Annotated in this window: 27 protein-coding genes; 11 read left to right on the forward strand and 16 right to left on the reverse strand. The window is 41.3% G+C overall.

Going from position 1 to position 26,663, the window contains the following annotated elements; translation table 11 throughout:
* The first annotated feature begins 95 nt into the window (after nt 1-95).
* The 5 genes from E0E32_RS05150 to E0E32_RS05170 all read left to right on the forward strand — a co-directional run bounded on the left by E0E32_RS05150 (nt 96) and on the right by E0E32_RS05170 (nt 5,157).
* Nucleotides 96-1,004: a DUF7847 domain-containing protein gene (locus E0E32_RS05150; RefSeq protein WP_130859184.1), complete on the forward strand. Its 909-nt coding sequence runs from the start codon at nt 96-98 to the stop codon at nt 1,002-1,004.
* 149 nt (nt 1,005-1,153) lie between these two features.
* The gene (locus tag E0E32_RS05155) at nt 1,154-1,807 is read left to right on the forward strand and encodes a DUF4129 domain-containing protein (protein ID WP_130859185.1); all 654 of its coding nucleotides are present in this window, start codon (nt 1,154-1,156) and stop codon (nt 1,805-1,807) included.
* Nucleotides 1,807-2,922: a DUF4350 domain-containing protein gene (locus E0E32_RS05160; protein ID WP_130859186.1), complete on the forward strand. Its 1,116-nt coding sequence runs from the start codon at nt 1,807-1,809 to the stop codon at nt 2,920-2,922. Before E0E32_RS05155 ends, E0E32_RS05160 begins: the two co-directional genes overlap by 1 nt.
* Entirely contained in the window at nt 2,919-3,848 is a 930-nt protein-coding gene (locus E0E32_RS05165) for an AAA family ATPase (RefSeq protein ID WP_066187749.1), read from the forward strand. Before E0E32_RS05160 ends, E0E32_RS05165 begins: the two co-directional genes overlap by 4 nt.
* Nucleotides 3,802-5,157: a DUF58 domain-containing protein gene (locus tag E0E32_RS05170; protein WP_066187752.1), complete on the forward strand. Its 1,356-nt coding sequence runs from the start codon at nt 3,802-3,804 to the stop codon at nt 5,155-5,157. Before E0E32_RS05165 ends, E0E32_RS05170 begins: the two co-directional genes overlap by 47 nt.
* Here the strand turns inward: E0E32_RS05170 and E0E32_RS05175 are convergent.
* Nucleotides 5,137-6,111, reverse strand: a complete 975-nt coding sequence (locus tag E0E32_RS05175) for a stage II sporulation protein M (protein WP_130859187.1) — start codon at nt 6,109-6,111, stop codon at nt 5,137-5,139. The genes E0E32_RS05170 and E0E32_RS05175 overlap by 21 nt on opposite strands.
* Before the next feature lie 159 nt (nt 6,112-6,270).
* Between E0E32_RS05175 and E0E32_RS05180 the strand changes: the two genes are divergently transcribed.
* A complete protein-coding gene (locus tag E0E32_RS05180) occupies nt 6,271-7,047 on the forward strand; it encodes an RDD family protein (RefSeq protein ID WP_130859188.1) in 777 nt (258 codons plus the stop codon).
* A 92-nt stretch (nt 7,048-7,139) separates the two neighbouring features.
* Here the strand turns inward: E0E32_RS05180 and E0E32_RS22070 are convergent, their stop codons facing one another.
* The 7 genes from E0E32_RS22070 to E0E32_RS05205 all read right to left on the reverse strand — a co-directional run bounded on the left by E0E32_RS22070 (nt 7,140) and on the right by E0E32_RS05205 (nt 13,215).
* Nucleotides 7,140-7,349 carry a hypothetical protein gene (locus tag E0E32_RS22070; RefSeq protein ID WP_165444963.1) on the reverse strand — a complete coding sequence of 70 codons (210 nt, stop codon included), beginning with the start codon at nt 7,347-7,349 and terminating at the stop codon, nt 7,140-7,142.
* Nucleotides 7,350-7,511: 162 nt separating this feature from the next.
* Entirely contained in the window at nt 7,512-7,679 is a 168-nt protein-coding gene (locus E0E32_RS22075; RefSeq protein ID WP_161485671.1) for a hypothetical protein, read from the reverse strand.
* Between the two features lie 279 nt (nt 7,680-7,958).
* Nucleotides 7,959-8,690, reverse strand: coding sequence for an exonuclease domain-containing protein (locus E0E32_RS05185; protein WP_130859189.1), 732 nt, complete (start codon nt 8,688-8,690; stop codon nt 7,959-7,961).
* Nucleotides 8,687-9,649, reverse strand: coding sequence for a DUF294 nucleotidyltransferase-like domain-containing protein (locus E0E32_RS05190; protein ID WP_130859190.1), 963 nt, complete (start codon nt 9,647-9,649; stop codon nt 8,687-8,689). The genes E0E32_RS05185 and E0E32_RS05190 overlap by 4 nt, the downstream gene beginning before the upstream one ends.
* Nucleotides 9,650-9,744: 95 nt before the next feature.
* Nucleotides 9,745-11,055 carry an ammonium transporter gene (locus E0E32_RS05195; RefSeq protein ID WP_066187773.1) on the reverse strand — a complete coding sequence of 437 codons (1,311 nt, stop codon included), beginning with the start codon at nt 11,053-11,055 and terminating at the stop codon, nt 9,745-9,747.
* Nucleotides 11,056-11,327: 272 nt separating this feature from the next.
* The gene (gene metA / locus E0E32_RS05200) at nt 11,328-12,233 is read right to left on the reverse strand and encodes a homoserine O-acetyltransferase MetA (RefSeq protein WP_066187776.1); all 906 of its coding nucleotides are present in this window, start codon (nt 12,231-12,233) and stop codon (nt 11,328-11,330) included.
* Between the two features lie 376 nt (nt 12,234-12,609).
* Complete coding sequence (locus tag E0E32_RS05205; RefSeq protein WP_130859191.1) at nt 12,610-13,215, reverse strand: YpjP family protein; 606 nt, start codon at nt 13,213-13,215, stop codon at nt 12,610-12,612.
* Between the two features lie 208 nt (nt 13,216-13,423).
* On the opposite strand from E0E32_RS05205, the gene E0E32_RS05210 reads away from it, so the two are divergent.
* On the forward strand, nt 13,424-14,245 hold the full coding sequence (locus tag E0E32_RS05210) for an MBL fold metallo-hydrolase (protein ID WP_130859192.1): 822 nt from the start codon (nt 13,424-13,426) through the stop codon (nt 14,243-14,245).
* A 20-nt stretch (nt 14,246-14,265) separates the two neighbouring features.
* A complete protein-coding gene (locus E0E32_RS05215; RefSeq protein WP_130859193.1) occupies nt 14,266-14,493 on the forward strand; it encodes a hypothetical protein in 228 nt (75 codons plus the stop codon).
* Between the two features lie 185 nt (nt 14,494-14,678).
* Here E0E32_RS05215 and E0E32_RS05220 read toward each other — a convergent pair whose 3' ends face one another.
* From E0E32_RS05220 to yfkAB, 5 genes are all read right to left on the reverse strand, one after another.
* Nucleotides 14,679-16,082, reverse strand: coding sequence for a DHA2 family efflux MFS transporter permease subunit (locus E0E32_RS05220; RefSeq protein ID WP_066187791.1), 1,404 nt, complete (start codon nt 16,080-16,082; stop codon nt 14,679-14,681).
* A 97-nt stretch (nt 16,083-16,179) separates the two neighbouring features.
* Entirely contained in the window at nt 16,180-16,779 is a 600-nt protein-coding gene (locus tag E0E32_RS05225; protein WP_066187794.1) for a DNA-binding response regulator, read from the reverse strand.
* Nucleotide 16,780: 1 nt separating this feature from the next.
* A complete protein-coding gene (locus E0E32_RS05230) occupies nt 16,781-17,905 on the reverse strand; it encodes a sensor histidine kinase (protein WP_130859194.1) in 1,125 nt (374 codons plus the stop codon).
* Between the two features lie 135 nt (nt 17,906-18,040).
* Nucleotides 18,041-19,093 carry a Delta(5) desaturase DesA gene (desA, locus tag E0E32_RS05235; RefSeq protein ID WP_130859195.1) on the reverse strand — a complete coding sequence of 351 codons (1,053 nt, stop codon included), beginning with the start codon at nt 19,091-19,093 and terminating at the stop codon, nt 18,041-18,043.
* Between the two features lie 315 nt (nt 19,094-19,408).
* Nucleotides 19,409-20,542, reverse strand: coding sequence for a radical SAM/CxCxxxxC motif protein YfkAB (yfkAB, locus tag E0E32_RS05240; protein ID WP_130859196.1), 1,134 nt, complete (start codon nt 20,540-20,542; stop codon nt 19,409-19,411).
* Between the two features lie 179 nt (nt 20,543-20,721).
* On the opposite strand from yfkAB, the gene E0E32_RS05245 reads away from it, so the two are divergent.
* The 3 genes from E0E32_RS05245 (at nt 20,722) to E0E32_RS05255 (ending at nt 23,380) form a co-directional block, all read left to right on the forward strand.
* Nucleotides 20,722-21,699, forward strand: a complete 978-nt coding sequence (locus E0E32_RS05245; RefSeq protein WP_130859197.1) for a ring-cleaving dioxygenase — start codon at nt 20,722-20,724, stop codon at nt 21,697-21,699.
* Between the two features lie 135 nt (nt 21,700-21,834).
* Nucleotides 21,835-22,641, forward strand: a complete 807-nt coding sequence (locus E0E32_RS05250) for a methyltransferase domain-containing protein (RefSeq protein WP_130859198.1) — start codon at nt 21,835-21,837, stop codon at nt 22,639-22,641.
* 22 nt (nt 22,642-22,663) lie between these two features.
* Nucleotides 22,664-23,380, forward strand: a complete 717-nt coding sequence (locus E0E32_RS05255; RefSeq protein ID WP_130859199.1) for a class I SAM-dependent methyltransferase — start codon at nt 22,664-22,666, stop codon at nt 23,378-23,380.
* A gap of 17 nt (nt 23,381-23,397) precedes the next feature.
* On the opposite strand, the gene E0E32_RS05260 is transcribed toward E0E32_RS05255, so the two are convergent.
* The 3 genes from E0E32_RS05260 to E0E32_RS05270 all read right to left on the reverse strand — a co-directional run bounded on the left by E0E32_RS05260 (nt 23,398) and on the right by E0E32_RS05270 (nt 26,615).
* Nucleotides 23,398-24,966, reverse strand: a complete 1,569-nt coding sequence (locus E0E32_RS05260) for a Vga family ABC-F type ribosomal protection protein (protein ID WP_130859200.1) — start codon at nt 24,964-24,966, stop codon at nt 23,398-23,400.
* Between the two features lie 314 nt (nt 24,967-25,280).
* Complete coding sequence (locus E0E32_RS05265; protein WP_130859201.1) at nt 25,281-26,096, reverse strand: ZIP family metal transporter; 816 nt, start codon at nt 26,094-26,096, stop codon at nt 25,281-25,283.
* A gap of 234 nt (nt 26,097-26,330) precedes the next feature.
* A complete protein-coding gene (locus E0E32_RS05270; RefSeq protein WP_130859202.1) occupies nt 26,331-26,615 on the reverse strand; it encodes a hypothetical protein in 285 nt (94 codons plus the stop codon).
* Nucleotides 26,616-26,663 lie beyond the last annotated feature (48 nt).

Below are 26,663 nucleotides of genomic sequence, written 5' to 3' on the forward strand. Positions count from 1 at the left end.
TTCTGCCCAAATAATCATGCAAAATATATTCCATATCGCACAAAGCATGTTAAAATAGTCAGTATATTGCAAAAAAACAAGGAGGACACAATAATATGCAGCAACCAACTTCTAAACCACTCGGGTTTGGTGAAATATTAGACCAAACCTTTCGTATCATTAAATCAAACTTTAAAGAACTATTTATGATCAGCTTCTGGGTGATCATCCCCATTATCGTTCTTCAAACATTGTTATTAACATTAACTGGAAGATCGTTTATTTTTGGAGGGGATATTGGCGAAGGAGCGTTTAATCAACTGATAAATGGCGCAGAATCTATTGCTACTACCTCTCCTATTGATGATCTCACAAGCAGCTTGATCAGTCTGCTTATCCTATTTGCCCTACCTATCTTAGGTGGAGGGATCATTTGGACGGTGAAATATGCACGAGAAGGTCAGAAACCAGTTGCAAAAGAGATGATCAAAAAGGCACTGCCTAGATATTGGCCGATGTTCTGGAGCACACTGTTGATTGTCCTAATCGTTTTTGCTGCCATCTTCTTCCCAATACTTATCGTCGCCTTTATTATCGGCATGTTCCTCGTTATTGAACCTATTATGGGGGCTATTATGGCGATACTGCTTGGATTAGGCTTCTTTATTGGCTTGGGTTTATTATTCACAAGATTTACCCTTTTCTTACCAGCTGTTTTATTTGAAAAAGTAGCGCCAGGACTGGGGAAAAGCTGGCATTTAACTAAAAAACAAACATGGAAATTTTTCGGTTTGTTTATTATATTAAGTATTATAACGTCCGTCATTAGCATGATCATTTCCATTCCACTGACATTTCTTGGAGACAGCGTGCTTTATCATGTACTAAGTAACGTTTTTTCCTTAGTCACCACAATCATCTTTATTGTCGGCTATGCCGTGATTTACTTTGAATCTACCATTCGTCAGGAAGGCACCGATTTAAAATCAATGATCGATGAATACCATACGTCAGAGTCTCATTAAAAAGCTCTGCATAACTTAAAAATGTTGTTTCCTAACCATTTATTCAGTATTCTGGAAACACTTGAAGGTTTAAGCGACTTCGTTCAGTAGGTAATTCTCTTGCCACTGAACGATACAGACGCTTAACACTGTTAAAAAGGAGAATACCTATGCACTATTCCCAAACGAAACAAGAACAACTAGAGGAGATCCTATCTCGGGAAGAATACCAAATCTATTATGAGGATCATCGAAATTTCCTAGAACGGGCTTGGGATAGTTTTCGAGAATGGTTTCAGAAGAATATCCTTGCCAGACTTTTTGAAAACTGGGAGGCTTCCTCAACCACAGGCAATATCGTAACCGGTGTGATTCTGTTTCTACTGGCTTTAGTCATTCTTATTGGACTAATTATGTTGATCATGACCATCGTACGCAAGAAGAAACTAAAACACTATAAACCTCTTGGTCAACAAGGCGCCTTGGATTGGAGTTATCTTGATCACCTCCAGGCAGCGGAATCATGTGAAGCAAATCAGGAATATCACGCCGCTACCAGACATCTATTTCTTGCCTTATTGTTACACCTTAACCAAGGAAAATGGCTGAAAGCACAACAATGGAAAACCAACCGAGAATATTATCAGGAACTGCAGCAAACCGATCCTGCCATGGCTAGTCCATTTTATCGATTTGCCATCTTTTTTGAAAAAGTGATGTATGGGGAACATCAGATAACAGAAGCAGACTATCAAGACTTCAAGAAATCGGTAACCAAGGTGATCGAAACGCAGACTGAAATGAAAGAGACAGGTGAACAATAATGTTTGGTAAAAAAACTTGGATCATTGGCGCCGTTTTTTTCTTATTACTAATTGGAGTGAGTATGCTCACCGCTAACCAAACACCAACACAATATCCTCCTTATCTAGTCGATTCACCCTCCCCAACTGGTTTAAAGGCGCTTTATACCTATCTGGAGGATAATGAATATGATGTGCAGCAGGCAGAAGGTTTATCGGATTCTACGGATCATTCACTACGAATGATGGTTAACCCAGATCTCCCCTCGGATCAATCCGTGGAGGATGCTTATCAATCTTACATAGAAGCGGGAAACACGGTGGTACTTGCCAAAGAAAACCCACAAGATTTTTTTGGGGTGAATACGATAATGACCGGCCAATCACTATCCAACGAACCTGTAGAGATATTTCATCATGAGCAACCTTTGACCGTATCCCTACAAAGCGATATGGCGATTGAACCAGAAGAGAACGATCATGTACTGCTCACTACCAGCGATGATCAGGTGATTGCGTTGGAGCGGCCAATAGGCGAGGGCTCCTTGATTGTGTTGACAGAGCCAAATTGGTTAACCAACGAGGGGATTACGGCACAAGATCAGACCGATGCCGTCTTTGCCACCATCCCGTTTGACCAACAGCCGTCGATTGTGTTTGATGAATTCAGCGCAGCAGATATTGGCAGTGTCTCACCATTCGACCTATATCCTGGATGGGCTTATGTCTTACTCGTTCAAGGTATCATCTTAGCTATTTTCATTCTATGGAAACAAGGAAAACGATTCGGCCCGGTATACCCTGTGCGCGAGGAAACGGTTCGCTTAAGCGATGAAAGAATTCAAGCCATTGCTATTTGGCAGACAAAAGGAAAAAACTATACGGCAGCTATACAAAATCAATTAACCTACCTAAAAGAAGCCGTCCGTCTGCGTTACGGCTTACCTCACCATGATAGCTGGGAGGTACGATTAAACTTACTGAAGAAAAAGCAGACATCCTTATCAACACAACAAGTACAACAGCTAAGTCAACGTTTTACAGCAGTTGAGGATAACCTGCCCATTCATAAACAGGAATTTCTAGCACTATCCCAAACGATTGACACGATTCGGAAAGAGGTGGAGGAAACATGAAAACAAATATAACAACTTTATTAGAAAACTATGAAAAACAAATAATTGGTCAAGGAAATAATCTACGCCTTTTGTTAACAGCTGCTTTGGCTGGAGGACATGTATTAATTGAAGGCGTGCCCGGCACAGGTAAAACACAGATGGTCAAAACACTGGCCAAACTTCTGGATAGTGATTTCAAACGGGTTCAGTTCACCCCGGATTTGCTGCCAAGCGATATTACGGGCAGCTCTATCTATAACATGAAGGATCAGGCCTTCCAAACGTTAAAAGGGCCGATTTTTACCAACGTGCTCTTGGCCGATGAAATCAATCGGACACCTGCGAAAACCCAAGCTGCCTTATTAGAGGCCATGGAAGAAAAACAGGTTACGATCCAAGGAGAGACCTATGCCTTACCTGACTTCTTCTTTGTGGCAGCAACGCAGAATCCGATTGAATTTGAGGGGACCTATCCCCTCCCAGAAGCCCAACAAGATCGTTTCTATTTTAAATTACAGATTAATTTCCCTCAGTTGGAAGAAGAGGTTGCTATTCTACAAATGGTGATTCAACAGCAAAATAACCTGGAAGAAGTAGAAGCCATCTTCTCCAACACAGAAATTCAACGATTGCAAGCCGACATACAAACGGTCAATATAAGTCATGAAATAGCAGATTATATTATGAAAATTGTCCGAAAAACAAGAGAACTAGAATCTATCCAGCATGGGGCCAGCACACGAGCAGCCATCGCCATCGCTAAAACAGCTCAAGCATGGGCCTTTTTAGAGGACCGTGATTATATTACACCAGATGATGTAAAAATGGTGGCCATTCCGAGCCTCCGTCATCGCGTACAATTATCACCATATGCAGAATTGGAAGGATCTGATATTGATGAGACGATTAAAGAACTTGTGGGATCGGTTACTGTTCCGCGATAAGGGAATACTACCAACCTACACACTCGTTATCTATTACACTATTTTCCTTGCCGCCTTGGTGCTAATATCATTTTGGCAATTTTCCTGGTTGTTTCTTGGCATCACCACATTAGTGATGTTAGGGTTAGTAGCCATCGATGCCTTCTTGCTTCCTAATCGACAACAATTCGATGTGTCCCGCCAAGCGGAAGAGGAAATAGAGCGATATCAAGAACAAACGATAAATATTAACATCGAAAACCGAACCAATGCCCGTTTTGCCGTGCGCTTTATCGATGATAGCCCACGTTCTTTTCAAGCAAATTATCCAGATCTGCAACCTTTAGCGGAACGCAGCCAGCTCTTACTTCCTTATCAGATACAGCCAACTGTTAGAGGAGATTATCTGCTTGATAAAGTATATATACGTGTTCGCAGTAAATGGGGGTTGTGGGAAAGACAATTAACCTATAGCCTACCAAACGCTGTTCAAGTCATTCCTAACCTTGCAGAAACCAAGCGTTATTTAGAAAATGCGCAACGCTATTTATTGCATGAGGGGATTAAAATTCGAAAAACGCGCAGTGGAGAAGGAGAATTCAGTAAAGTAAGAAGTTACGTTATCGGAGATGATCCACGAACGATCAACTGGCGACAGTCAGCCAAGCAGCAAGAATTAATGACCAACGAATATGAACCGGAACACGGTAAGTACGTCACGATTCTGATTGATTGCGGACGTACAATGGGGGTTGAACTAAAGGAAAGCAATCGGTTAGAGAAAACGATTGAAGCTTCTATCACCTTAGCCGCTGCTGCATTGGATAATGGGGACCATGTATCAGTTATTGCGTTTTCCAAAGATATCAAAGCCGTTGTTCCTGCTGGTCGGGGATTAGAGCACCTCCATACCATTTTGCATGCCATTTATGATCTAACCGTAGATGCGCAGGAATCGAATTATACACTGGCTTTTCAACACGCACAAAGTCTCCAAAGAAAAAGGAGTATGATGATACTCTTCAGTGACATGCAATCCTTTGCCAATGAGAACTACCCATTATTTTATATGCAGCGGGTCAGACGGAAACACTTATTTATTATGCTTGGTATCAAGGATGAACTCTTACAACAGCAAATAGCAAGCAAACCAGTCAGTACCTTACAAGCAATGAAAAAAAGCGAGGCGCAAAGACAATCCATTTCGCAAAAGGAATTTGCTAACAAATGGAGCAAGCATGGTCTTCCCATGCTTGAAACCCCTAGAGATCGCTTAGCTGCAACGGCTATCTCTCATTATATTGATACATTAAACAGAGGGTTGTTGTAACAGTCTCTCCCGCTTTTGTCTCAAATAGTTACCGATCAACATATAAGCAGCCAGAGCTACTGCGGTAATCGCAGCCACGGCATACTTCCACTCCAACGATATGTCAGATGGAGTAATATAACCTTCAATGATACCAGCGATGATAAATAAAGGAAGTGTCCCTATCAGCAGTTGAACCGATCGGGTCGTTTGTTTTTTCAGCTGGTATCCTCTTGAATGAATGCCTGGCACGAATATTTTGTAACCCATCAAGAGCCCGGCTCCACCTGCAATAAAAATAGCAAGTAGCTCAATCACACCATGTGGAACGATATAGGCCCAGAACACATATGTACTGCCTGAATTCCAGAATACCGCAGCCAAGGCACCGATTATAATGCCGTTATAAACCAGCACGTAAACCGTCAGAAGACCAAGGGTAATCCCGCCAGCGAATGCCATTACTGCCACCTGAATATTATTGGTCAGGATCTCCGTCGACATTAGCGGGGCATTCACATCCGGTGATGATTCACCAAGCGAGGTCGGATCAACGGATTGTGTCATTTCTTCTGGTAAAATACCATATAAATAAGATGGATTGTTTATCACAGCAAAAAAGCTAGCCAAACCACCAAGCGTAAATAGCAGCATCGCAATCAGAACGGCTTTCCATTGCTCTAAAAGCAAACCAACGAATTTATGTGAGAAGAAATGATAGATTTGCTTCCAAGAAGAATGCTGTGAGCGATATAATATATTATGTGCTTTCCCTACTAGTTCGTTTAAATATCTGGTAATATCTTCGTTGGCAAAATACGTTTGACTATAGGAAAGCTGTCTTGCTACTTTTTGATAAATTTGTTGAAATTCATTAATGCTATCACTGCTCTTTTTCTTAGGTACTTCCGTAATGAGTTGCTCTAGTTTTTCCCAATCCTGTCGATTTTGTTTAATAAATTGATTTAGCTGCATAACATCACCTTTTATTTTTTATCCTAGTGCCACCGAATAATGCCCACTGCCACATGGATAAAGTATGCTTTAACCTATATGTTATTATAATGGTTAAAACGCCCAAATAACAAGTCAAACTCTTATACCGAAACAAATTATAGAAAGAGTGGTCATCCTATGGAACAAGAACAACTACAGGTCAAGACACCAGAATATGTCTCCCTGCAATTCAAGTTAGCTGGCTTAGGTTCAAGAACCGCCGCGTATCTGATTGATTATGCCATTTTAATGGTATCACAAATCATCTTAACCTTTATTTTATTTTTTTCATTGTCATTTGATGCGGGTGCTTTTTATTTCGATCAAAATACATTATTTATTACCCTTTACCTCATTGCCATTTTTGTGCTTAATCTCGGTTATTTTGCACTTCTTGAATTTTTTTGGCGCGGAAAGACGATCGGAAAAAAATTACTTGGCATTCGCGTGATTCAGGAGAATGGTCATAATGTTACATTTTTATCTAGTTTGATACGCAATTTCATCCGCTTGCTGGATGTCTATGTCATTGGAATGGTACTAATCTTTGCCCATCCAAAACATAAACGACTCGGAGATTTAGCGGCTGGTACACTGGTTATACACGAACAAGGAAAGAATTCTTCTAAAAAAAATACAGTGGAACAATATATTGAAAAGCGCGGGCTCCATAAAGAGGATTTGACATTGGAATCTTTTGATATACAACAATTTAATCAGCGAGACTGGCAGTTATTGAATACCTATGTCCATCGAATAATAACCATTCAGCAAAAAGAAAAACCAATCCTAACCGAACAAGTAAGTGAAATCCTGTTACCAAAAATCGATACCAGGATCAACCAATATTCACTCAGCAATGAATCGATACTGCTGTTGCTTTATTTGCATTTGAAGGATGAATGGGAGTATTAAGAATAATTAACAAATAAGCGCGGCACTTCTCGTCTGGAGAAAGTGCCGCGTTTTTAGTATGACAGACAAAAGGTTTGCTCAAGGCACGATTCTTATGGACTGTGGAACGGGATTTGCTCTTTTTCAGTCCGCGAGATTCTTACGGACAAAATTCCACGATTCTCCGCTTTTTTGTCCGTGAGATCCATTCTTACGGACAAAATTTCATGATTCTCCGCTTTTTTGTCCGTGAGATTCATTCTTACGGACAGTATTTCACGATTCTCCGGTTTTTTGTCCGTGAGATCCATTCTTACGGACAAAATTTCATGATTCTCCGCTTTTTTGTCCGTGAGATCGAATCGGTCTTGTTTACCTCAGTCCCTAACTAAGATCAAAACGCTCAACTAATCTATTTTCCCCAAACAAAAAACCCCCTTGACTATGCAGGAGGTATAGCGACACATTTGGAAATGTGTAATAAATTATCTCAAGTGTTTCCCAGCAATAGCTGGCTGAACTTGTGCGTTGGGTGTTTCTACGTTCAGCTCTGCTTTTCGTTTTTTTCTGCGGGATGAAACTTTCTCCATCGCAGATAAAACTAGAAAAGTAAGCAGAATAGTTAACGACACCATGTATAAAGAAGTTACCATAGTAAACTATCCCCTTTCCTAAAAAAATATCATGCTTATCTTTTGAATACACTTATATCGTACCATATTTTTTTAATTTGTAAATGATATTTATGAAATTCTTTTAAATTCTTTTAAATTCTCTAACTTCTCCTTAAATGCTTCGATTTTGTAACCGTTCTGTAACATTTCAAGGCTAGCCATGATTTGTGTCTATTCATTCAACCTATGAATATTTATTCAACTGTCTTCGCTCAGAAAATCCCCCTTCTTTTCTGCAATGAAGGGGGATAAAACAGTTTATGATGAATGATTCGCTAAGTGAATATAGATATCTCTTAGATTGCGAAAGCCCATTTCTTCAGCCTTCACTATGTTCTCGGACCATAATTGAGCGGTTGCTACAGCATCATATAAGGCATGATGACGTTGTTTAATTGGGATCGAATAATACTCACACCAATCATCCAAATGGACATGATCTATTTCTGGTGACACCACTTTTGTTAAAAAATTGGTGTCAATAATGCGATGTTGGAAATTCTTTCTCGTTACATTCCAGCTTGCCTGCTCCATAAACTGTTTCTCATGGCTGGAATGGTGCGCAACTAGTGTGTCACTTTGCACGAAACGGTAGAATTCACGCAACACGTCTAAGAGCTGCTGAGCTTGTGTTAGTTCCCATGCCGTAATCCCTGTCAAGTCTGCGATTTCTTCAGAGGGGGGCAAGGCATTATAAATGGTTTTATAAAAGAGCTGGTTCTCTAATACATCTGCGCCTTTCATTTTCACCGCACCAATGGATAGCATTCGATCGCCATGATAAGGATAAAAACCAGTTGTTTCGATATCAAATACGACGACAGGAAGTTGTCGAAAGGGGACGTGCAGGGCATCCTTTTGTTTTAATTCCTTCTGCAAATTACGAATAAAGGCAATTTTACGAGCATCGGTCTGACTGGAAACCGGATTGATTTCGGTGATTTTTCCTGACATTTGTTTGATAAATGCTAACATTTGATTCATAATCATTGCGAACACTCTTTTTCTATCTGTTTTTTTGTTTGTTCAAATAGGCTGGTCCCTTTTCTGATATATTGTTTCCAGTCTTGTTTTTCTTGCTTTGTCAGTTGATCCACCGATACATAGTGGACGTCTTCGTAAGTTGCAGCATCTCTCGTCAGTTTCCATTTAAAGCTAAATAACGATTCTAATACAGGCTGGTATTCTTTCATAAAGGGATAGGTGGATTCCATAGCGGATAGTCGTTCCATTGTAGGCACTTCCAGACGATGATTCCAAATCGCCAACAAACGAAGGGCATTAATGTAAGGGAACATGGTTGTTGTTTTGATATTGATTTGACCTGTGCGCTCTCCAGATTGTTTAGGCAATAATTGACTAAACAGCCCAAGTCCTTTTGGAGTAAAGTCGACATTATCCTTGAGCCGTAGCATAACCTGAGGATGCTGTGTCACATAAGAAAAAAAGGTCTGCTTTACTTCCTCTAACAACAATTTTTCCCCGGTTAAGACACGTGAATCAAAAAAAGTAGAGGCATGACGCAATGATTGCCAGCTTTCTTCTGTTAACCAATCTAACACCTGCTGCTGCCATGATTGTACAGATTTCGTCCACATTGACTCTGATGCCATTACTTTTCCGTCACATTCTTGATAACCAACAGCAGACATGCCTTTCACAATTTTTTCACCTAAGCTTTGAAAATAAGACTGCTCCTTCTGCTCTCCATCAAAAACAATTCCATGATCTTGATCACTCCAAATCGCTTGTTCCTGCCTTCCCGCACTACCCATCACGAAAAAAGCAAAAGGAACAGGCGGCGCTCCCTCTTTCTCATTCATCCACGCTATCGCTTGTTCCACTACCATCGTCATTAATTGTTCATGCATTCGATTGAGATCGGCAAATGTTTTGGCATAAGGCATATTCTCCATCCGCCACGTCATCATTTCTTCCCATTTCTTCATGGAGATTCTCTCCTTTTAGGTCTTCGTCACACTGTATAAACCCCGGCACCTTACCCAGTTGGATAAGGTACCGGGGGCATTGCTCTATTTATTCGTTAATGATCCATCAGCTCTTCATTAGACTTTATTTTAGCGTTAGAAGTGCTATTTTTTGCTTGGGTTGGCTGCGGAATGTTTTCAGGGTAACCATAGCTGCCATGCTCACTCATGTCAAGTCCGATAATCTCTTCTTCTTCCGATACTCTCAAACCCATTATTTTATCCATCACTTTTAGAATAATGAAAGACACAACAAAGGCATAGATACCACTGGCCACAACACCTAACACCTGTACACCTAATTGCTCAAATCCACCGCCATAGAATAATCCTGGCAGTCCCCAATCCGCGCCAACGGATAAAGGCTCTGTTGCGAAGAAACCAGTCGAAATCGTTCCCCAAACACCTACTGTACCGTGTACCGATAAGGCAAAAATCGGATCATCAATACGTGCTCTGTCAAAGAATTTCATACTGAAGTAAACAATGATACCGCCAATAGCACCTATTAGTACGGCTGCCCACGGTTCTACAAAGCCACAAGAAGCTGTGATTGCTACTAAACCAGCTAATGCACCATTTAATGTTGTTGGCACGTCTGCTTTACCTGTAAGTGCCCAAACTACTAACATAGCGGCAATGGCACCTGCAGCTGCAGCTAGTTGTGTATTTAAAATCACATAACCAAAGAATGCCTCTGATACACCAAATGTACTTGCACCGTTAAATCCAAACCAGCCTACCCATAGAAGCAATACAGCCAAGGCAGTAAATACTTGGTTGTGACCAGCTATATCATTAGATGATCCATCTTTATTATATTTACCGATTCGTGGTTTTAAGATAATAGTCGCTGCCATAGCTGCCATAGCACCGGTTAAGTGTACTACAGTCGATCCTGCAAAATCCTGCTTCCCATGATCAGCTAACCAGCCTCCACCCCAGATCCAGTGAGCAACAACCGGATAAACCAGTGCCGAGAATAGAACGGCGAAGATAACGTAAGCAGAAAGTTTCGCCCGTTCAGCAAATCCCCCAAATGCAATAGTAAGTGCAATTAACGCAAACATCATTTGAAAAATAAAATCAACTGCTGGGGATAAACCTTCTTCACTAAATTCTGTACTACCATAGAAAAAGTCCGATAATCCAATAAACCAGTTTCCTTCACCATAGATGAAGCCCCAACCTATTGCCCAGAATACTAAAGAACCAATCCCAATCGTAAATATTGTTTTACCGGCGATATGGCCAGCATTTTTCATTCGAGTGGAACCTGCCTCCAATAGTATAAATCCTCCAATCATCAATAGAACTAAAAAGGTTCCAATGATGACCCATAAATTATCCATCAATACTGTGTCCATGAACTTTCCTCTCCTTGTCAGTTTATTTAACATCTTACGTTAAACATAGTGTAAACCAACAGCAGACTCCCCCACCATTAACTTGTTAGATAATCTGACAGTGTTTTTTGAAAGACAATGACCATGCGGCGTGACGGAGAAAATTTGGAGCAACAGCAAGAAGAAGGTAACAGGTTCTACTTTGTGATAGTTATTTTCCCTAAAAAAACCAACTTCCAGAATAGAGCAAGATTTTCTGACACAAAAAAACATCTCGCATCGGGCGAGATGTCTTATAGCTCATATGGTGTTTCCTGATAAACATAATAATTGAGCCAATTGGTGATTAACATACTAGAATTAGTACGCCAACGTAGTTTCGGTATCTGCGTCGGATCATCATTCGGAAAATAATTCCTCGGTAATACCGGCTCCAAACCAGCTGCTGTATCTCGATCATATTCCTTCTTCAAAGTAAAGGCGTCATATTCTGGATGACCCGTTGCAAAAATCTGTTTCCCATCCTTGGAAGCGACCAAATAGACACCCGCAAGTTCGGATTCACTAAGAATCGTTAATCGGGGATCCTTCTCAATATCTTCCCTGCGAATATCGGCATTCCGGGAATGCGGGATTAAAAATTCATCATCAAATCCGCTGACTAGTTTTTCCTTAGGGTTATTTACGGTATGACTGTATACACCGGATAGTTTCTCTGGCATAATATATTTATCAATTCCGAAATGATAATACAAACCTGCCATCGCTCCCCAGCAAATATGCAGTGTAGAGGTTACATTCTCTTTACTCCACTCCATAATTTGCGCCAATTCATCCCAGTAATTCACATCTTCAAAGGGTAACAATTCAATCGGGGCACCTGTTATAATTAAACCGTCATAACGATTTGTTTTAATATCCTCTATCGATTTATAAAATTGTTGCAAGTGTTCGGGAGAAGTATTCTTGGACTGATGCGTACTCGTATGCAACAGACTCACTTCCAACTGCAAGGGGCTGTTCCCCAACAAGCGCAGTAAATGCGTCTCTGTCTGCTGCTTCAACGGCATTAAATTCAAAATTAGAATCTTCAGCGGCCGAATATCTTGTGTAAAGGCACGGGTTTCATCCATGACAAATATGTTCTCTTCTTGTAGTTTACTTTTTGCTGGTAGTAAATCCGGCACTTTAATAGGCATGTTGGGTTGCTCCTTTCATCTTTAATCAACACACGATCTCCATTAAAAAAGCTGATATCATCCATTATAACGATTTCAGCCCCAGAAATAAAGGAAAATGTTTAGAATGGAAATTGTAATATAGTGCAATGGAGCTGGTTGTGCCATTTCCTAACGGTTCGTTGCTTTTTAAGATGGTATGCTGCTTTTCTGGACGGTTCCGCTCAGATTCCAGACGGTTGTGGGCTCTTTCCGGACGGTTTCGCTCGGATTCCGGTCAGTTTCGCATTATGTCAACTAGCTAGTACCATTGCGACTCTTTTGTAACAACGTCTGCAATTCACTTTATAATGGTATTAAAAATGCCTAAGCTACCCTGTAGCTTAGGCATTTTTATCTAAGTAGACATCCATTTAGGCGGGGTATCCTTTCCCCAATAGACTTCACCAATGGGTAAATGCTCTTCGAATTGATCCTTTTTCAGATGATAGTGAAATTGAAAATAATAACCGTCTTGCGGCTTCCTCAAGCGATTCACATGAAATTTAGCAATATTTTCTTTTGCATTGGCATCATAGAGGTTAAAGATTCGTTCGCCGTATCCACCAGAAGGATCTTCAGCAATCATCAGATATTGACTTGCTACTTTACCCTTTTCTTCATAAATCGTATCCAATACCTCATCAAGGTTAGGTAAAATCACTTGTTCCACTTCTTCATTCACCTTACTACCTATTTTAGATCCTAATTTCATGGTTAGCTTCTCTTTTGCCGCTTGATTAAGGGCTTGCAAATAAAGCTGGTCCGAATCTTCTTCAAACACCAAGTCTTCTTGAGATATCGCATCTTCTTGTGTTTGAGTTTCAACCGGCTTCGCCTGATCTTCCTTAGGCTCCCACGTGCTCTTGTCTACATCCGCATCTATCGAGATAGGAGGGACGTATAAGCCCAATGTCAAGATTGTTACTAATAAGACGGTACTTTTCTTCAACCACTTCTTCATCTGGACCAAACTCCTTTATATCTCCTTACTAAAAGTTTATCATGTTTTGTTTATTTGTCTATACCATTCCTTGGATTACACAAAAATTCCTAAGTTTTTTTGTTTTCGTATAGATATGGATTTACCAGACAAACTATAAAATAGGAATCAACCATATATTTGATATTTTCCATACATAATTCACGAATAACAAAGGAGAGTACAAGACATGGATAAAGAGGAAGCCTGGAAAGAGATAGAACGTCTGCGTGATTTTGACAATGCCATAACGGAAGAAATACAATCAGATATCGCATATTACCGCACACTATTTGCGAACGTAATTATGGTTGGCTCACCCACAGAGGATTGGGTTTTAATTGATACAGGGTTAAAAAAATACCGAGATCGTATTCTGCATGCCTGCAAAGAGCGCTATGGCGAGAAACCACCTCTTGCCATTCTACTTACTCACGGGCATTTTGATCATATTGGTTCAGCGAAAGCACTGGCCAAATACTGGAATGTACCTATCTTTATGCATGAAAAGGAGTTACCTTATGCAACTGGCAAGGCAGCTTATATGCCTTGTGACCCTACTGTTGGCGGTGGAGTTTCCTTAATGTCTGTCTTTTTTCCGACAAAGCCAGAACACCTAGGGGATCTCGTGACTGCTTTGCCTTCTGATGGTACGATCCCGTGCCTCCCAGAGTGGCGTTATATTGAAACACCTGGGCATACGGCAGGTCATATCAGTTTTTTTCGTGAAAAAGATAAGTTGTTGGTCGCCGGGGATGCCGTTGCAACGGAAAAGTCAGAGTCCTCTTTATCCATTTTCTTTCCCTTTCAACGTCTACATGGACCCCCAGCCTATTTTACAGAGGATTGGTATCTAGCAGAGGAATCCGTGAAACGATTAGCCGCCTTACAGCCAGATACTATCATCGCAGGACACGGCCTGCCCATGCAGGGAGAATTCATGAAAGAAGAGCTCCAACAATTAGCCGACCACTTTGCACAACAAGCCGTACCGAAACATAAGCGGCATTAAACGCAAAGAGGGAAGTTGCCTTGAATAGTATTGGTTCCGTGAGATTTGGTTCTTACGGACAGAATTTTGCGATCCCTTGGTTTTTTGTCCGTGAGATTCATTCTTACGGACAAAATTTTGCGATTCCTCGGTTTTTTGTCCGTGAGATCTATTCTTACGGACAAAACTTTGCGATCCCTCGTTTTTTTGTCCGTGAGATCTATTCTTACGGACAAAACTTTACGATTCCTCGGTTTTTTGTCCGTTAGATCCATTCTTACGGACAGAATTCCTCGATCCCTCGGTTTTTTGTCCGTGAGATTTTCACTGGTTTCCGCCGGGCTTATTCATAACCAAAAAACAACAAAAAACAGAACGGTGACATAAAGCTAACACTCATTTTCTTACCCATGAAAAAAACTTGGCCGCTGTGCACCAAGTTTTTTCATCTAATCTAGCCTTCTTCATCAATATCCGTTGGCCTGCTATTTTTGACAAAGAACGACAGCCCTAATCCAATCAAGGTAATAATAGACAGCACCAAAAATGCTGTATTGGCGCCTACAATCGCTGGGAATGCTTTCTCTGCTTGCTCTGCGATTGCTTCTGTTTGAGTCATGACCGTTACCATGATAGCCGTTCCAACTGAAGCCGAAACATTACGCAACGTGTTATCCATAGCAGCTCCATGGGCAATCAGCCGCTTCGGAAGTTGATTCAACCCTGCCGTTGCTACTGGCATCATTACCATGGAAATGCCCAGCATACGAATCATAAACACAACGGTTAAATAAGTCATCGACGTTTTATCATCTAATATGGTATACAGAAGAGAACCAATTACCATTAAGGAGAAACCAATAATCGCGAGCCATCTGCCACCAATTCTATCAAAAATCCTGCCTGTAATCGGCGACATTAAACCAGTAATTAATGCACCTGGTAAAATAACCAGACCAGACTGCATCGCACTAAAATCCCGGGCTTCTTGCATATATAGCGGAATCAAGGTCTCCACTGCAATCAACCCCATAAAAGCAATCATCCCTAAGGCCACCGTAAATGGAAAGATCGAGTAAGTAAACACGCGAAATTCCAACATCGGATGAGTTAATTTAAACTGGCGCAAAATAAACCAGAGTAACGACAAGACACCGATGATCAATACAATAATCGTGACAGGCGCCGCCCAGCCATTATTACCGGCACTTGTAAATCCATATAATAATCCACCAAAACCAAACGAAGAGAGAATGACCGATAGTACATCCAGTTTTGGTTTAGCTACTTCTGTTACATTTTTCATTACAAAATAAGCAATAATAATATCAATAATCGCGATCGGTAGAATGATATAGAATAAAACCCGCCACGAATAGTGTTCTGTTACCCAACCAGACAGTGATGGCCCAATCGCAGGTGCAAAAGAAATAACCAAACCGACCAGCCCCATTACGCTTCCTCGCTTATTCACAGGAAATATCAATAAAAACACGGTTTGCATTAATGGCAGCATCACCCCAGCACCCGCCGATTGAATAATTCGCCCCGCTAATAAAAATGAAAAATTCGGTGCCACGGCAGCGACTAATGTACCTACAGCAAATATACTCATCGCCGTGAGAAATAATTGCCTCGTCGTAAAACGATCCATTAAAAAGGCAGTAACAGGAATCATAATTCCATTTATCATCATAAAAATCGTTGTCAGCCATTGTGCTGAATTAGCCGTAATACTCATCTCATTCATGATCGGCGGAATGGCCGTTATCATCAATGTTTGATTCAAAATCGCAATAAACGCCCCTGCTAATAACAGCGCAACGATGGTCCCTCTTTTTTCAACAGATACAGACATATGTTCACTCCCGTTCAATTAAAAATAATATAGTCACGAAAGATATTGTATGTTTTTTTAAGCAAAAAAGCAAAAAATAGTAACTGCTGGCCAGCTACTATTTTAACCAACCCTTTTCTTGTACTTTCGCAATTGCTTCCATACGGTTAGCTACTTCCAGCTTATCCAAAATAATGGAGATGTAATTTCGAATGGTGCCATGGGACAGATATAGTTCCTTGGCAATTGCCTTCGTTGACTTCCCTTCTATCAATAACTCCATTACCTCCACTTCCCGTGTTGTTAGTGGGTTTTTTTCTGCAAAGGCAAGGTCAATTAATTCAGGAGAGTAGATTCGCTTTCCCTTGATAATCTGCCGGATCGATTGCATTAAATCTTCGCTTGGACTATCTTTTAGCAAATAGCCACTGACGTCCGCCTTTCTTGCACGTTCAAAATAACCAGGGCGGGCAAAAGTAGTTAAGATAATGACCTTGCATGACTGATCCTTCAGGCGTTCTGCTGCTTCAAGACCTGTCATAACAGGCATTTCAATATCCAGCAAACAGATGTCAGGCTGTTCTTTTTCTACTAATTGCAATACCTCTGTACCATTGCTTGCCTTACCCACTACCGTCATATCATCTTCCAAATCCAGCAATGCACCTAATGCACCTAATAATAATTGTTGATCTTCCGCAATCACCATTCGAATCATATTATCCCTCCTCTATCTGCCTCAGTACGATCGGAACGGTAATCTCCACTTTAAACCCCTCCGGACTATCGGATATATCTAAGGTGCCATTAATGAAAGAAAGACGTTCACGCATACCTTGCAATCCATTGCCTGCCTCCAGCATCCCTGACACCCCAAAACCATTATCCTCCACCAATAAGCTGATTTCTTGCGCCGTTTCGGTTAGCTGCACCGTACACCGCTCTGCCTGACTATGCTTGACCACATTGGTAACCGCCTCTTTCAGACACATACTTAACACACTTTCAATCAAAATGGGCATATGGGTTACATCTATCTCCACTCGCATATCATGCTTTATCTGGGCAGCCTCCATTAACTGCTTCACATGATCTAATTCTTCCGCAATACGAATATTCTTCATATTGGAGACCATCTCTCTCACTTCTTTTAACGCTTGTCTGGATGTACTCTGAATATCCTCTAGTTCTTTTCTAGCGGCATTGCCATCTTTCTCAATCAGCTTTGCCGCAAGCTCACTCTTCAATCCAATCATCGATAATCGCTGGCCTAATGTATCATGTAAATCACGGGCAATGCGGTTCCGCTCCTCTACAATAGCCAACTCCGCGATTTTACGATTAGCATCCTCTAATTTCACTTCTAATTCTTCTTGCTTGAGACGGTTATAACGATTAATGGGGAGTAAAATCACCCCAAGCACCGTCATAATTAAAAAGGGCAGCTGATTTAAAAACAATGTATAATCCAGGAAAAAGCCCGCTGTAATCGCCCCTACTGTCGTCACCAAATGAAGCACATACATGGTAATAAAACCAGATTTACTACGGATGTTTCCAACAAAAAAGGCGGTGAACAACGCATAATACACATAGCCAAATAAGATCGTCATGACCACGTTAATTAGAAATTCGATACTCAATCCGATATAAACAAGTGGTCCGTGCGAGGTGAATGTAAACCAATAGACGGCAAAAAATAGTAAGGTCACTGCCACTCCAAAACCAATCTCCCACAAAGACGTCGAACGGAAGATAAAGTAGAAGGGAAGCACACAGAAAATAATCCATATATATAAACTCAATCCCGTATTACGAGGGAAAATATGATACCAGTGGCGCACAGCATTACCTCCTCTTTCATCCTGCTTGATGTTATTTTATCAGAATTATTCATTATTCTATACTCTTATACAGAAATATATTTTTCATCATATCCCTGCATCAAATAATCCCCCTAAACAGCAGGGGGATTACGTTTATGATCGAATCGTATGTGGTGGTTTCGCAGCAGAGAGAGAATGCGATTGTTTTTGCTTCAATCGCTTTTTCATTTCACGAAAACTAATAAACGTCTTTTGATCTTCGTCATACAGACGGAACTTAATCGATTCTAAACTGGTTTTTAAGGTAATCGTTGTTGCCTTTTGTAATGGCGGTGTTTCCCGATGCGCCTGTTCTAAATGATAGTTGGGCACTTTGGGCGCTAAATGATGGACATGGTGATAGCCAATGCTGCCCGTCATCCATTCCAGCCATTTTGGCAATTTATAATAAGAACTTCCATCTACAGCTGCCTTGACATAATCCCATTCGGACTCATTTTCAAAATAAGAATCTTCAAACTGATGCTGTACATAAAACAACCAAATGCCTAGTACACCAGCTATATAAACGATAGGCAATTGCACAAATACCAATGCCTGCCAGCCTAAGGTGAATGTAATCAATGCGTAAAGCAAAACTAATAATACATTGATAAGGTAGGTGTTACGTCTCTCCTTTTTCTTAGCGGCTTTTCGATTGAATCGATTGCTATAGAGGAATAGGGAAAGCGGCCCCAGACCAAACATGATCAACGGATTTCGATATAAGCGATATTGCAGCCTTTCCCACTTTCCGGCATTTTCATATTCTGTTGCCGTCATGATCCAAATATCACCAATCCCGCGCTGATCCAAGTTACCACTGGTGGCATGATGAATCGCATGTTCCCTTTTCCATTTTTCAAAGGCAAAATGCGTAATAACGCCAGTAATCGTTCCCAGCACTCGATTTAATTTTGGGTTTTTGAAAAAAGATTGATGGGCACAATCATGAAAAATAATAAACATTCGTACCATAAAGCCTGCTGCCCCGATGCTAAATAGCAAACTTAACCAAATCGAGAAGGATAAGCTTTGATAGGCCAAAAGCCATAAAATAAAAAAGGGAGGTATCGTATTTAATAATTGGATGAGACTTGTTTTTGTTTTAGAGGTTGCATATGGCATCACATCTTTCCTTAGTTGTGCCTGCTTTTGTTTACTCATTTTGCATCCCTACTTTCGAAAAACTTACTGTGTTCATAAGTATAAAGCAGGGACTGCTATCTGTTTAGACACACTTGTCAGGAATTTATCATGACAAATGTCATATTATTTATTAGAGCTTGTTGATATTGGATAATGTGGTGTGAATTTCCTGTGTTTTTATTCATCTAAGGTGATGAGATAGAGATTTACGGACTGGAGAATTTTTCCCATTCCTCAGTCCGTAAGAATCACTATCGTGGACTGGAGAAAGCAAACCCCGCTCTCGAGTCCATAAGCATGCAAAGCCGCCAATTCATCCTGAATAAAACCCGCCTACCTCGAAATATTAGCAGATCGTTTCATGAAGTCTACTCCTTGATAGTACGTATTTTTCACCAGAATATTTGGTCCCAAACATTTTACAGCTGGGCAATGGCAATTTAATGACTGCGCCGTTTTTGAATCCATCCATCGTTGAAAAGAAGTCTGCAGCGGGGTGTTCTGAATGTTTCCTAATGACGGTTCTTCCTCATCGCCGAAGTCAGTAACAATCACTTCCCCGGAAAAAATATTCACATTCAACCGAGAACGACCATCTGGATCATTTCTCACGGTGACATTCTTCTCTCGATATAATCGCTGCAGCAACGCAAGTTCCTCTTCATTCTGACTGCATGGATAAAAAGGAAGGGTGCCAAACAACATCCAGATACCTTGCTGGCGATGGTTTAGCAATCGTTCCAGCCCTTCTTGCATTTCTGTTAAACTCAATGTCTGCAGATCACTAGCAAAGTCCACGGGGTACATCGGATGGATCTCATGGCGCACGCAACCCATTTCCACCACATGATCATGAATCGATTCCAGATAAGGGAATGTCCGCTTGTTTAACATCGTTTCGGCGGAGACCATCACCCCTTCCCCTGCCAGATTTTGTGAATTTTCCATCATTCGCTCAAAATACTTTTTGCGATTTTCTTCATTTGGTTTCCGTTCCATATTTGCAAAACCTGTTTCAGCGAATTCTTCTGGCGTGCCCCAATTATGCGAAATATGTAACACATCTAAATAAGGAATAATTGCTTCATAACGACTGTAAGGCAAGGTCAAATTGGAGTTAATCTGTGTTCGCACCCCTCGTTCATGGGCATAACGAAGCAAAGGGACAACATATTCACGAACAGACTTTTTCGACATCATCGGTTCTCCACCAGTAATGCTCAATGTACGGAGATGCGGAATTTCATCTAATCGTTGTTTCAATAAGGAAAAAGGTAAGGCGTCAGGATCCTTGTCTCTCAACGTATAACCCACTGCACAATGGGCACAACGCATATTACAAAGATGGGTCGTTGTAAATTCTATATTAGTCAACGTCATCTCGCCATACTCTTCGACATCGAGATAGGCTTCCCATGGGTCATAGGATGGCGTGATTGTTGGTTTTATTTGGTTTACAGATACCATCGTTCAACTTCCTTTCTTGTCTAAACTCGCTCTTCTATTGTAACAAACATCTTCAACCCTTGCCTGTAAAATATCGATTGTGTCTCGGAACAAGCCTTCTACATTGCATTATAGTGAATCATTTGTTATATTTATCTCGAATTCGAAATATTTATAATCCAATGAGGAGTTGAATATATATGAATGGTTTAAAAGGGATGCACCACGTCACAGCCATTACTAGCAGCGCAGAAGCAAATTACCGTTTCTTTACCGAAGTACTGGGCATGCGATTAGTGAAGAAAACTGTTAACCAAGATGATATCCAAACCTATCACCTATTTTTTGCCGATGATAAAGGAAGCCCAGGGACGGATATGACATTCTTTGATTTTCCTGGTATTCCAAAAGGCATACATGGCACCAATGAGATCTTTCGGTCGGCATTTCGTGTTCCATCCGATGACGCCATCGATTACTGGTTGCAACGACTAAATCGCTTGGAGATCAAGAATGACGGAATCCAACAACAATTCGGCAAAAAGACACTATCTTTCGTTGATTTTGATGATCAACAGTATCAACTTATCTCGGACGAAGGCAATGAAGGTGTTGCAAGCGGCACTCCATGGAAAAATGGCCCGATCCCGTTAGAATATGCAATTACAGGCCTTGGACCAATCTCTGTCCGTATTCATGATTTTAACTATTTTAAACAAATGATGGAAAAGGTCTTAATGTTCACCGAAATCGGGCAGGAAGGCAATAATCACTTGTTTGAGGTAGGAGAAGGTGGAAATGGCGCTCAGGTCATTGTAGAAGAAAATCAGGAAATGCCGGTTGCACAGCAAGGATATGGCACCGTCCATCATGCCGCTTTTCGGATTGAGGATATTGAAACATTACACGATTGGGATCAGCACTACCGTAAATTTGGTTTGCAAACATCTGGCTATGTCGATCGTTTCTTCTTTCATTCCTTATATACCAGAGTCGCACCACAGATTCTATTCGAATTGGCTACAGATGGTCCTGGCTTTATGGGGGACGAACCATACGAAACCCTTGGAGAAAAGCTATCCTTGCCACCATTTTTAGAGAACAAACGAGAAGAGATTGAAGGCATGGTCCGTCATATTGACACCGTTAGAAGTACGAAGACATTTGAAAAAGAATAGGAACAATGATCAAGCTGATAGGCTTGGTCATTTTTTTATAAAAGAAGAAAGGACAGGGCAAGTTTTGCTCATTTTTTTTATAGGTGGAACATGGTATGCTAATTATAGCTTACTAAAAAATGGAGGGAAAACGACATGAACAAAAAAGAATGGACGGCACAGCTATTGCGTGATAGTCAGTCATTATTTCGCTGTCCGATATGTCACGGCAATCTCACAGTAAACGGTACCGTCGTTCGATGTTCCTCCCAGCACCTGTTTGATATCGCCAAAAAAGGCTACATTAATTTCTACGGAAAACCTTCCCCTACTGATTACGACCGAGAGCTTTTCGAGTCCAGATATCAGGTTATTCAAAACGGAATGTATGACCCTTTACATCAAAAACTCGCCGAACTAATCGACAGGGAGAATATACTGGACATCGGTTGCGGGGAAGGTTCCCACCTCGCCAATATACTGCAGCATTATCAGCAGCAAGGCAGAGGAGTTGGCATCGATATCAGTAAAGACGGGATACAAACCGCAGCCAAATATCATCCCGGTATCTTATGGACAGTGGCAGACCTTGCTAACAGTCCGTTTCAGGCAAATTCATTTGATGTTTTATTAAATATTTTATCACCAGCCAATTACCAAGAATTCCGACGTTTAGCAGTACCAGGTGGCTTGATTATCAAAGTGATACCGCGAGCCTATTATTTAATCGAGATCAGGGAACAACTCCAAGGAAATCGACAATATGTTAATGACGATACGAGCGCGCATTTTCGCAAGCAGCTGCAAATGGTAAAACAGAAGACGATACAATATAAATGGGACATACCTTCAGGCACTGCCGAACATTTATGGCGTATGACACCACTAACCTGGGGGAAAAGCAAAGCCCGCCCACTTTCTCAGATTACCGTAGATTTGGATATCTTGGTAGGTAAAGTATAACCATTACGAGGGAGGAATAGCTATGAAGGAATACTCTGTTGAGGAAAGTCGGAAAGCTTGGGAAAACAATGCAGCTTTTTGGGATGATTACATGGGAGATGCCTCTAATCGATTCCACCGAGAAACCGTACGCCCCAAAGTAAGTGAGCTTCTACACATTACTGCAGACGATTTTATTTTGGATATTGGCTGTGGAAATGGTAATTACTCGGCTTACCTTGCCGAAAAAGGGGCAGAGGTAGTCGCCTTTGATTATAGTCGTACCATGATCAAACTGGCGAAAAAAAGACAACGGAAATACCAGGATAAGATCCGTTTTCACGTTATCGATGCCACCAACAAACAAGAATTAATGACATTAGAAAGAAGCCGTCCATACACGAAGGCAGTGTCTAATATGGCTATAATGGATATGGCGGAAATCACGCATTTATTTCAAGCTGTCTATCACTTAATCGAAGAAAACGGGGTATTTGTATTTGCCACACAGCACCCTTGTTTTATAACCCTAACCGACCAATACCTAACAGCGCACAGTTATAAAGATATTGCCATTGAAGGACAACCTCAGCCACATTGTTACTACCGTCGTTCTTTGCAGGATCTATTTCACACCTTCTTTCAACACGGCTTTCTTATTGATGGTTTTTATGAAGAAAGCCATGGACAGCAGGAAACACCTGATATCATCATTGTAAGAGCTAGAAAAATAGCAAAAATGGAAAGGAAGTGGATTTAGTCTCCACTTCCTTCTGCTTAGTCCGTTAATTCCCTTTTTCTCTTCACTAATTGCTGGAACTCTTCCTCCAGCTCTGGGCTAGGATCCAAACTCAGCTTGCTTAACACCTCGGTGATCCTTGTCTCGATCAGCAATAAGTCTTCTTGATCGTCGTTTGATTCGTCAGGCTGTTGCTGATGCTCTAAATAAGCAGGATAATCTCCAGCAAAAAAGTGCAAATGTTCATTCTTGATCTCCAGTATGGCCGTTGCTATTCTTTCGACAAAACGACGATCATGAGAGACAAACAGGAGGCTTCCTTCATATTCGATCAGCAATTTTTCCAATGCCTCCATGGCCTCGATATCCAAAAAGTTGGTAGGCTCATCAAGGATCAAGGTATTGCTATTACCTAGCAGTATTTTGGCGAGGCTTACCTTCACCCGCTCCCCGCCACTTAACACCTCCACTTTCTTATGGACTTGATCGCCATAAAAATGGAGGCGTGCTAACACCGTACGTATCAAAGTTTCCTCGTGTACAGAATCTTCTTGCACATTCGCCAAAATGGAACGATCCGTCTCAAGCAATGATAAGTCTTGTTTAAAGTAGCCAATCTGGCAAGCCGAAGAAACCTGGACTCCTTCCTCTCGTGATAACAATTTACGCAGCAAGGTCGTTTTGCCACTGCCATTATCACCAATAATCGCCAGCTTCATCCCTGCCTTGACTTGGAAGGTCCCATTTTGCCAAAGCGTTCGCTGACCGATGGTACCATCCACATGATTTGCCTGAATCAGCGTCTTGCCTGATAACTTCTCCTGTTGAGGCAGCTCCATTCTTAATGGCTTTTCTTCAAAAGGCTTTTCTACCTTCTCCAATTTATCTAATCTTGTTTCTAATGATTTGGCGGTCTGTCGCAACTTCTTCTGTTTTTTGGCAAAGTATGGTTTGGCCCCAATACTGCCTGCTTCGGAGTTACTCACTCGTTGCGGTTTCTTGGTTGCACGTTGGGCCCGCACTTCCTTTTGTTCGATTGCCTTCGTTAATTGCTGCCGCTTCTCTTGATATTTTTCATATTCTGCCTCGCGTTCTCGTTGTTCGATTTCCTTTTGTTCTCGATAGTTTTGATAATTGCCGTTAAAGACCCTAAGCTTTTGGTCATTGATCTCCCAAATCTGATTACACACCCGATCAAGAAAGGCACGATCATGAGAGACCACAATAAATGCGCCTTGCCAGTGTAAAAAGTGCTTCTCCACCCATTCGATATGTGCCGTGTCCAAATGTGTCGTCGGCTCATCGGCAAATAATAGTTCCGCTTGGGTCGCAAATGCATCTTGGATATATTGCTGTGTTACTTCACCACCGCTTTTATCAGCGATTTGTTCCTTAAGCTGTGGGAGAAAATCAATCGATGTATAGCCATGTATTTCGCCTTCCTCCGGTATCTTTTCGCTGGCAAGCATCCGTAATAAGGTGGTTTTACCACTGCCGTTTTTCCCAATTAAACCAATCCGTTCACCTTCGTGTATTTCCAGTTCCTCTATTTCTATTAGCGTTCTGCCTTGTATAGAAACAATGAGGTTATTTGCCTCTAATAACATCGAATTCCTCCGTCTATCCAGGGACAAAAAATGCCCCCATATTCTTGTTTGCAGAATAGGAGGCACTACTTTACCGAAAAGGGTATACTGATATCATCCAATAAAGAAATGACAGTAATGAAGGTTACAATCCTATTCTGCATATTGTCCTAAAGACAGACCGCTCCTCTTCAAGCGTAAGCTGTTACTTTATGGACATCATGGCGAAAAAATAGGATTATAACTTCATCGGCTTCGATTCACCCTTTCATATTTGTTAGCTCTAGTTTAACGAATGCAGGGAGCATCTGTCAATCTTTTCTTGTCGATAGCTATCAACCTAATGCTACATCTAATACCATCATTAAGACAAAACCGATCATTAAGCTGATGGCTGCCAAGTCCCGATTCCCTTTTTCTTGAGAACTCGGAATCACCTCTTCCGCTACAACAAAAATCATCGCACCAGCCGCAAAACTTAAGGCATAAGGAAGTAATGGCTCGATATAGGCAACAGCAAACGCCCCGATGACGGCAGACATTGGTTCGACCATTCCAGAGAACTGTCCATAGAAAAAACTCTTGCCTCGGGACATCCCATCTCCTCGAAGCGGCATAGCCACAGCTACCCCCTCTGGGAAGTTCTGTATCCCAATTCCCAGCGCCAAGGTGATTGCACCAGCAAGGGCTGCTTCTGTACCTTGTGTGGCTAATGCACCAAAGGCAATCCCTACTGCCAGACCTTCCGGGATGTTATGAATGGTAATCGCTAATACCAGTAAGGTGCTTCGTTTTCGTTTGTTAGGCGCCACCCCTTCCGCTGTTTGCGCTTTGGCGTTTGGATGCAGGTGTGGCAATATCTTATCAATCACCCAGATGAAAAAGCCACCAAGCAAAAAGCCTAATGCAGCAGGGAACCAAGCTCCAATCGTATGATCCGTTGAAGATTCGATGGCAGGGCCTAAAAGCGACCAATAACTGGCTGCTATCATTACCCCGCCAGCAAACCCCAACATACTGTCTAGTAGTTTTTGATTTACCTTTTTGGTGGCAAATACCAAGGTTGCCCCTAAGGCGGTCATGCCCCAGGTGAACAATGTTGCAATCAGTGCTTGTGTAACAGGGTGTAGTCCTTGAAAAAATTCCATCATTCTATATTACCTTCTTTTTGTCAGATATAGCTACCGTATCACTTTTTTGATTCGATGACAATAAAGAAGGAGGTTAGCAGATATAGATATGCAAAAACGGACAACCCCTGCGCCACCCTGTATTACGAATGCAAAGAAAACAGAACGTTCTTACGGACTGCGGAAGGAGATGTGCTCGCTTCCGTCCGCGAGATTCTTACGGACAACATTTCGTGATTCGGCAGTTTTTGTCTGTTAGATTCTTACGGACAACATTTCATCATTCGGCGGTTTTTTGTCTGTTAGATTCGTTCTTACGGACACAATTTCATCATTCGGCAGTTTTTTGTCCGTTAGATTCGTTCTTACGGACAATATTTCATCATTCGGCGGTTTTTTGTCTGTTAGATTCGTTCTTACGGACACAATTTCATCATTCGGCAGTTTTTTGTCCGTTAGATTCGTTCTTACGGACAAAATTTCATCATTCGGCGGTTTTTTGTCTGTTAGATTCTGATATTGTATTAGTAGAGTAGACAAGTTCGAGACATGTCCACTATAATAGGGAATTTAATCAACAGGAGAGTG

It is taken from the genome of Gracilibacillus phocaeensis (genome assembly GCF_900626275.1).
In the GTDB taxonomy this organism is placed as follows: Bacteria; Bacillota; Bacilli; order Bacillales; family Amphibacillaceae; genus Gracilibacillus; species Gracilibacillus timonensis.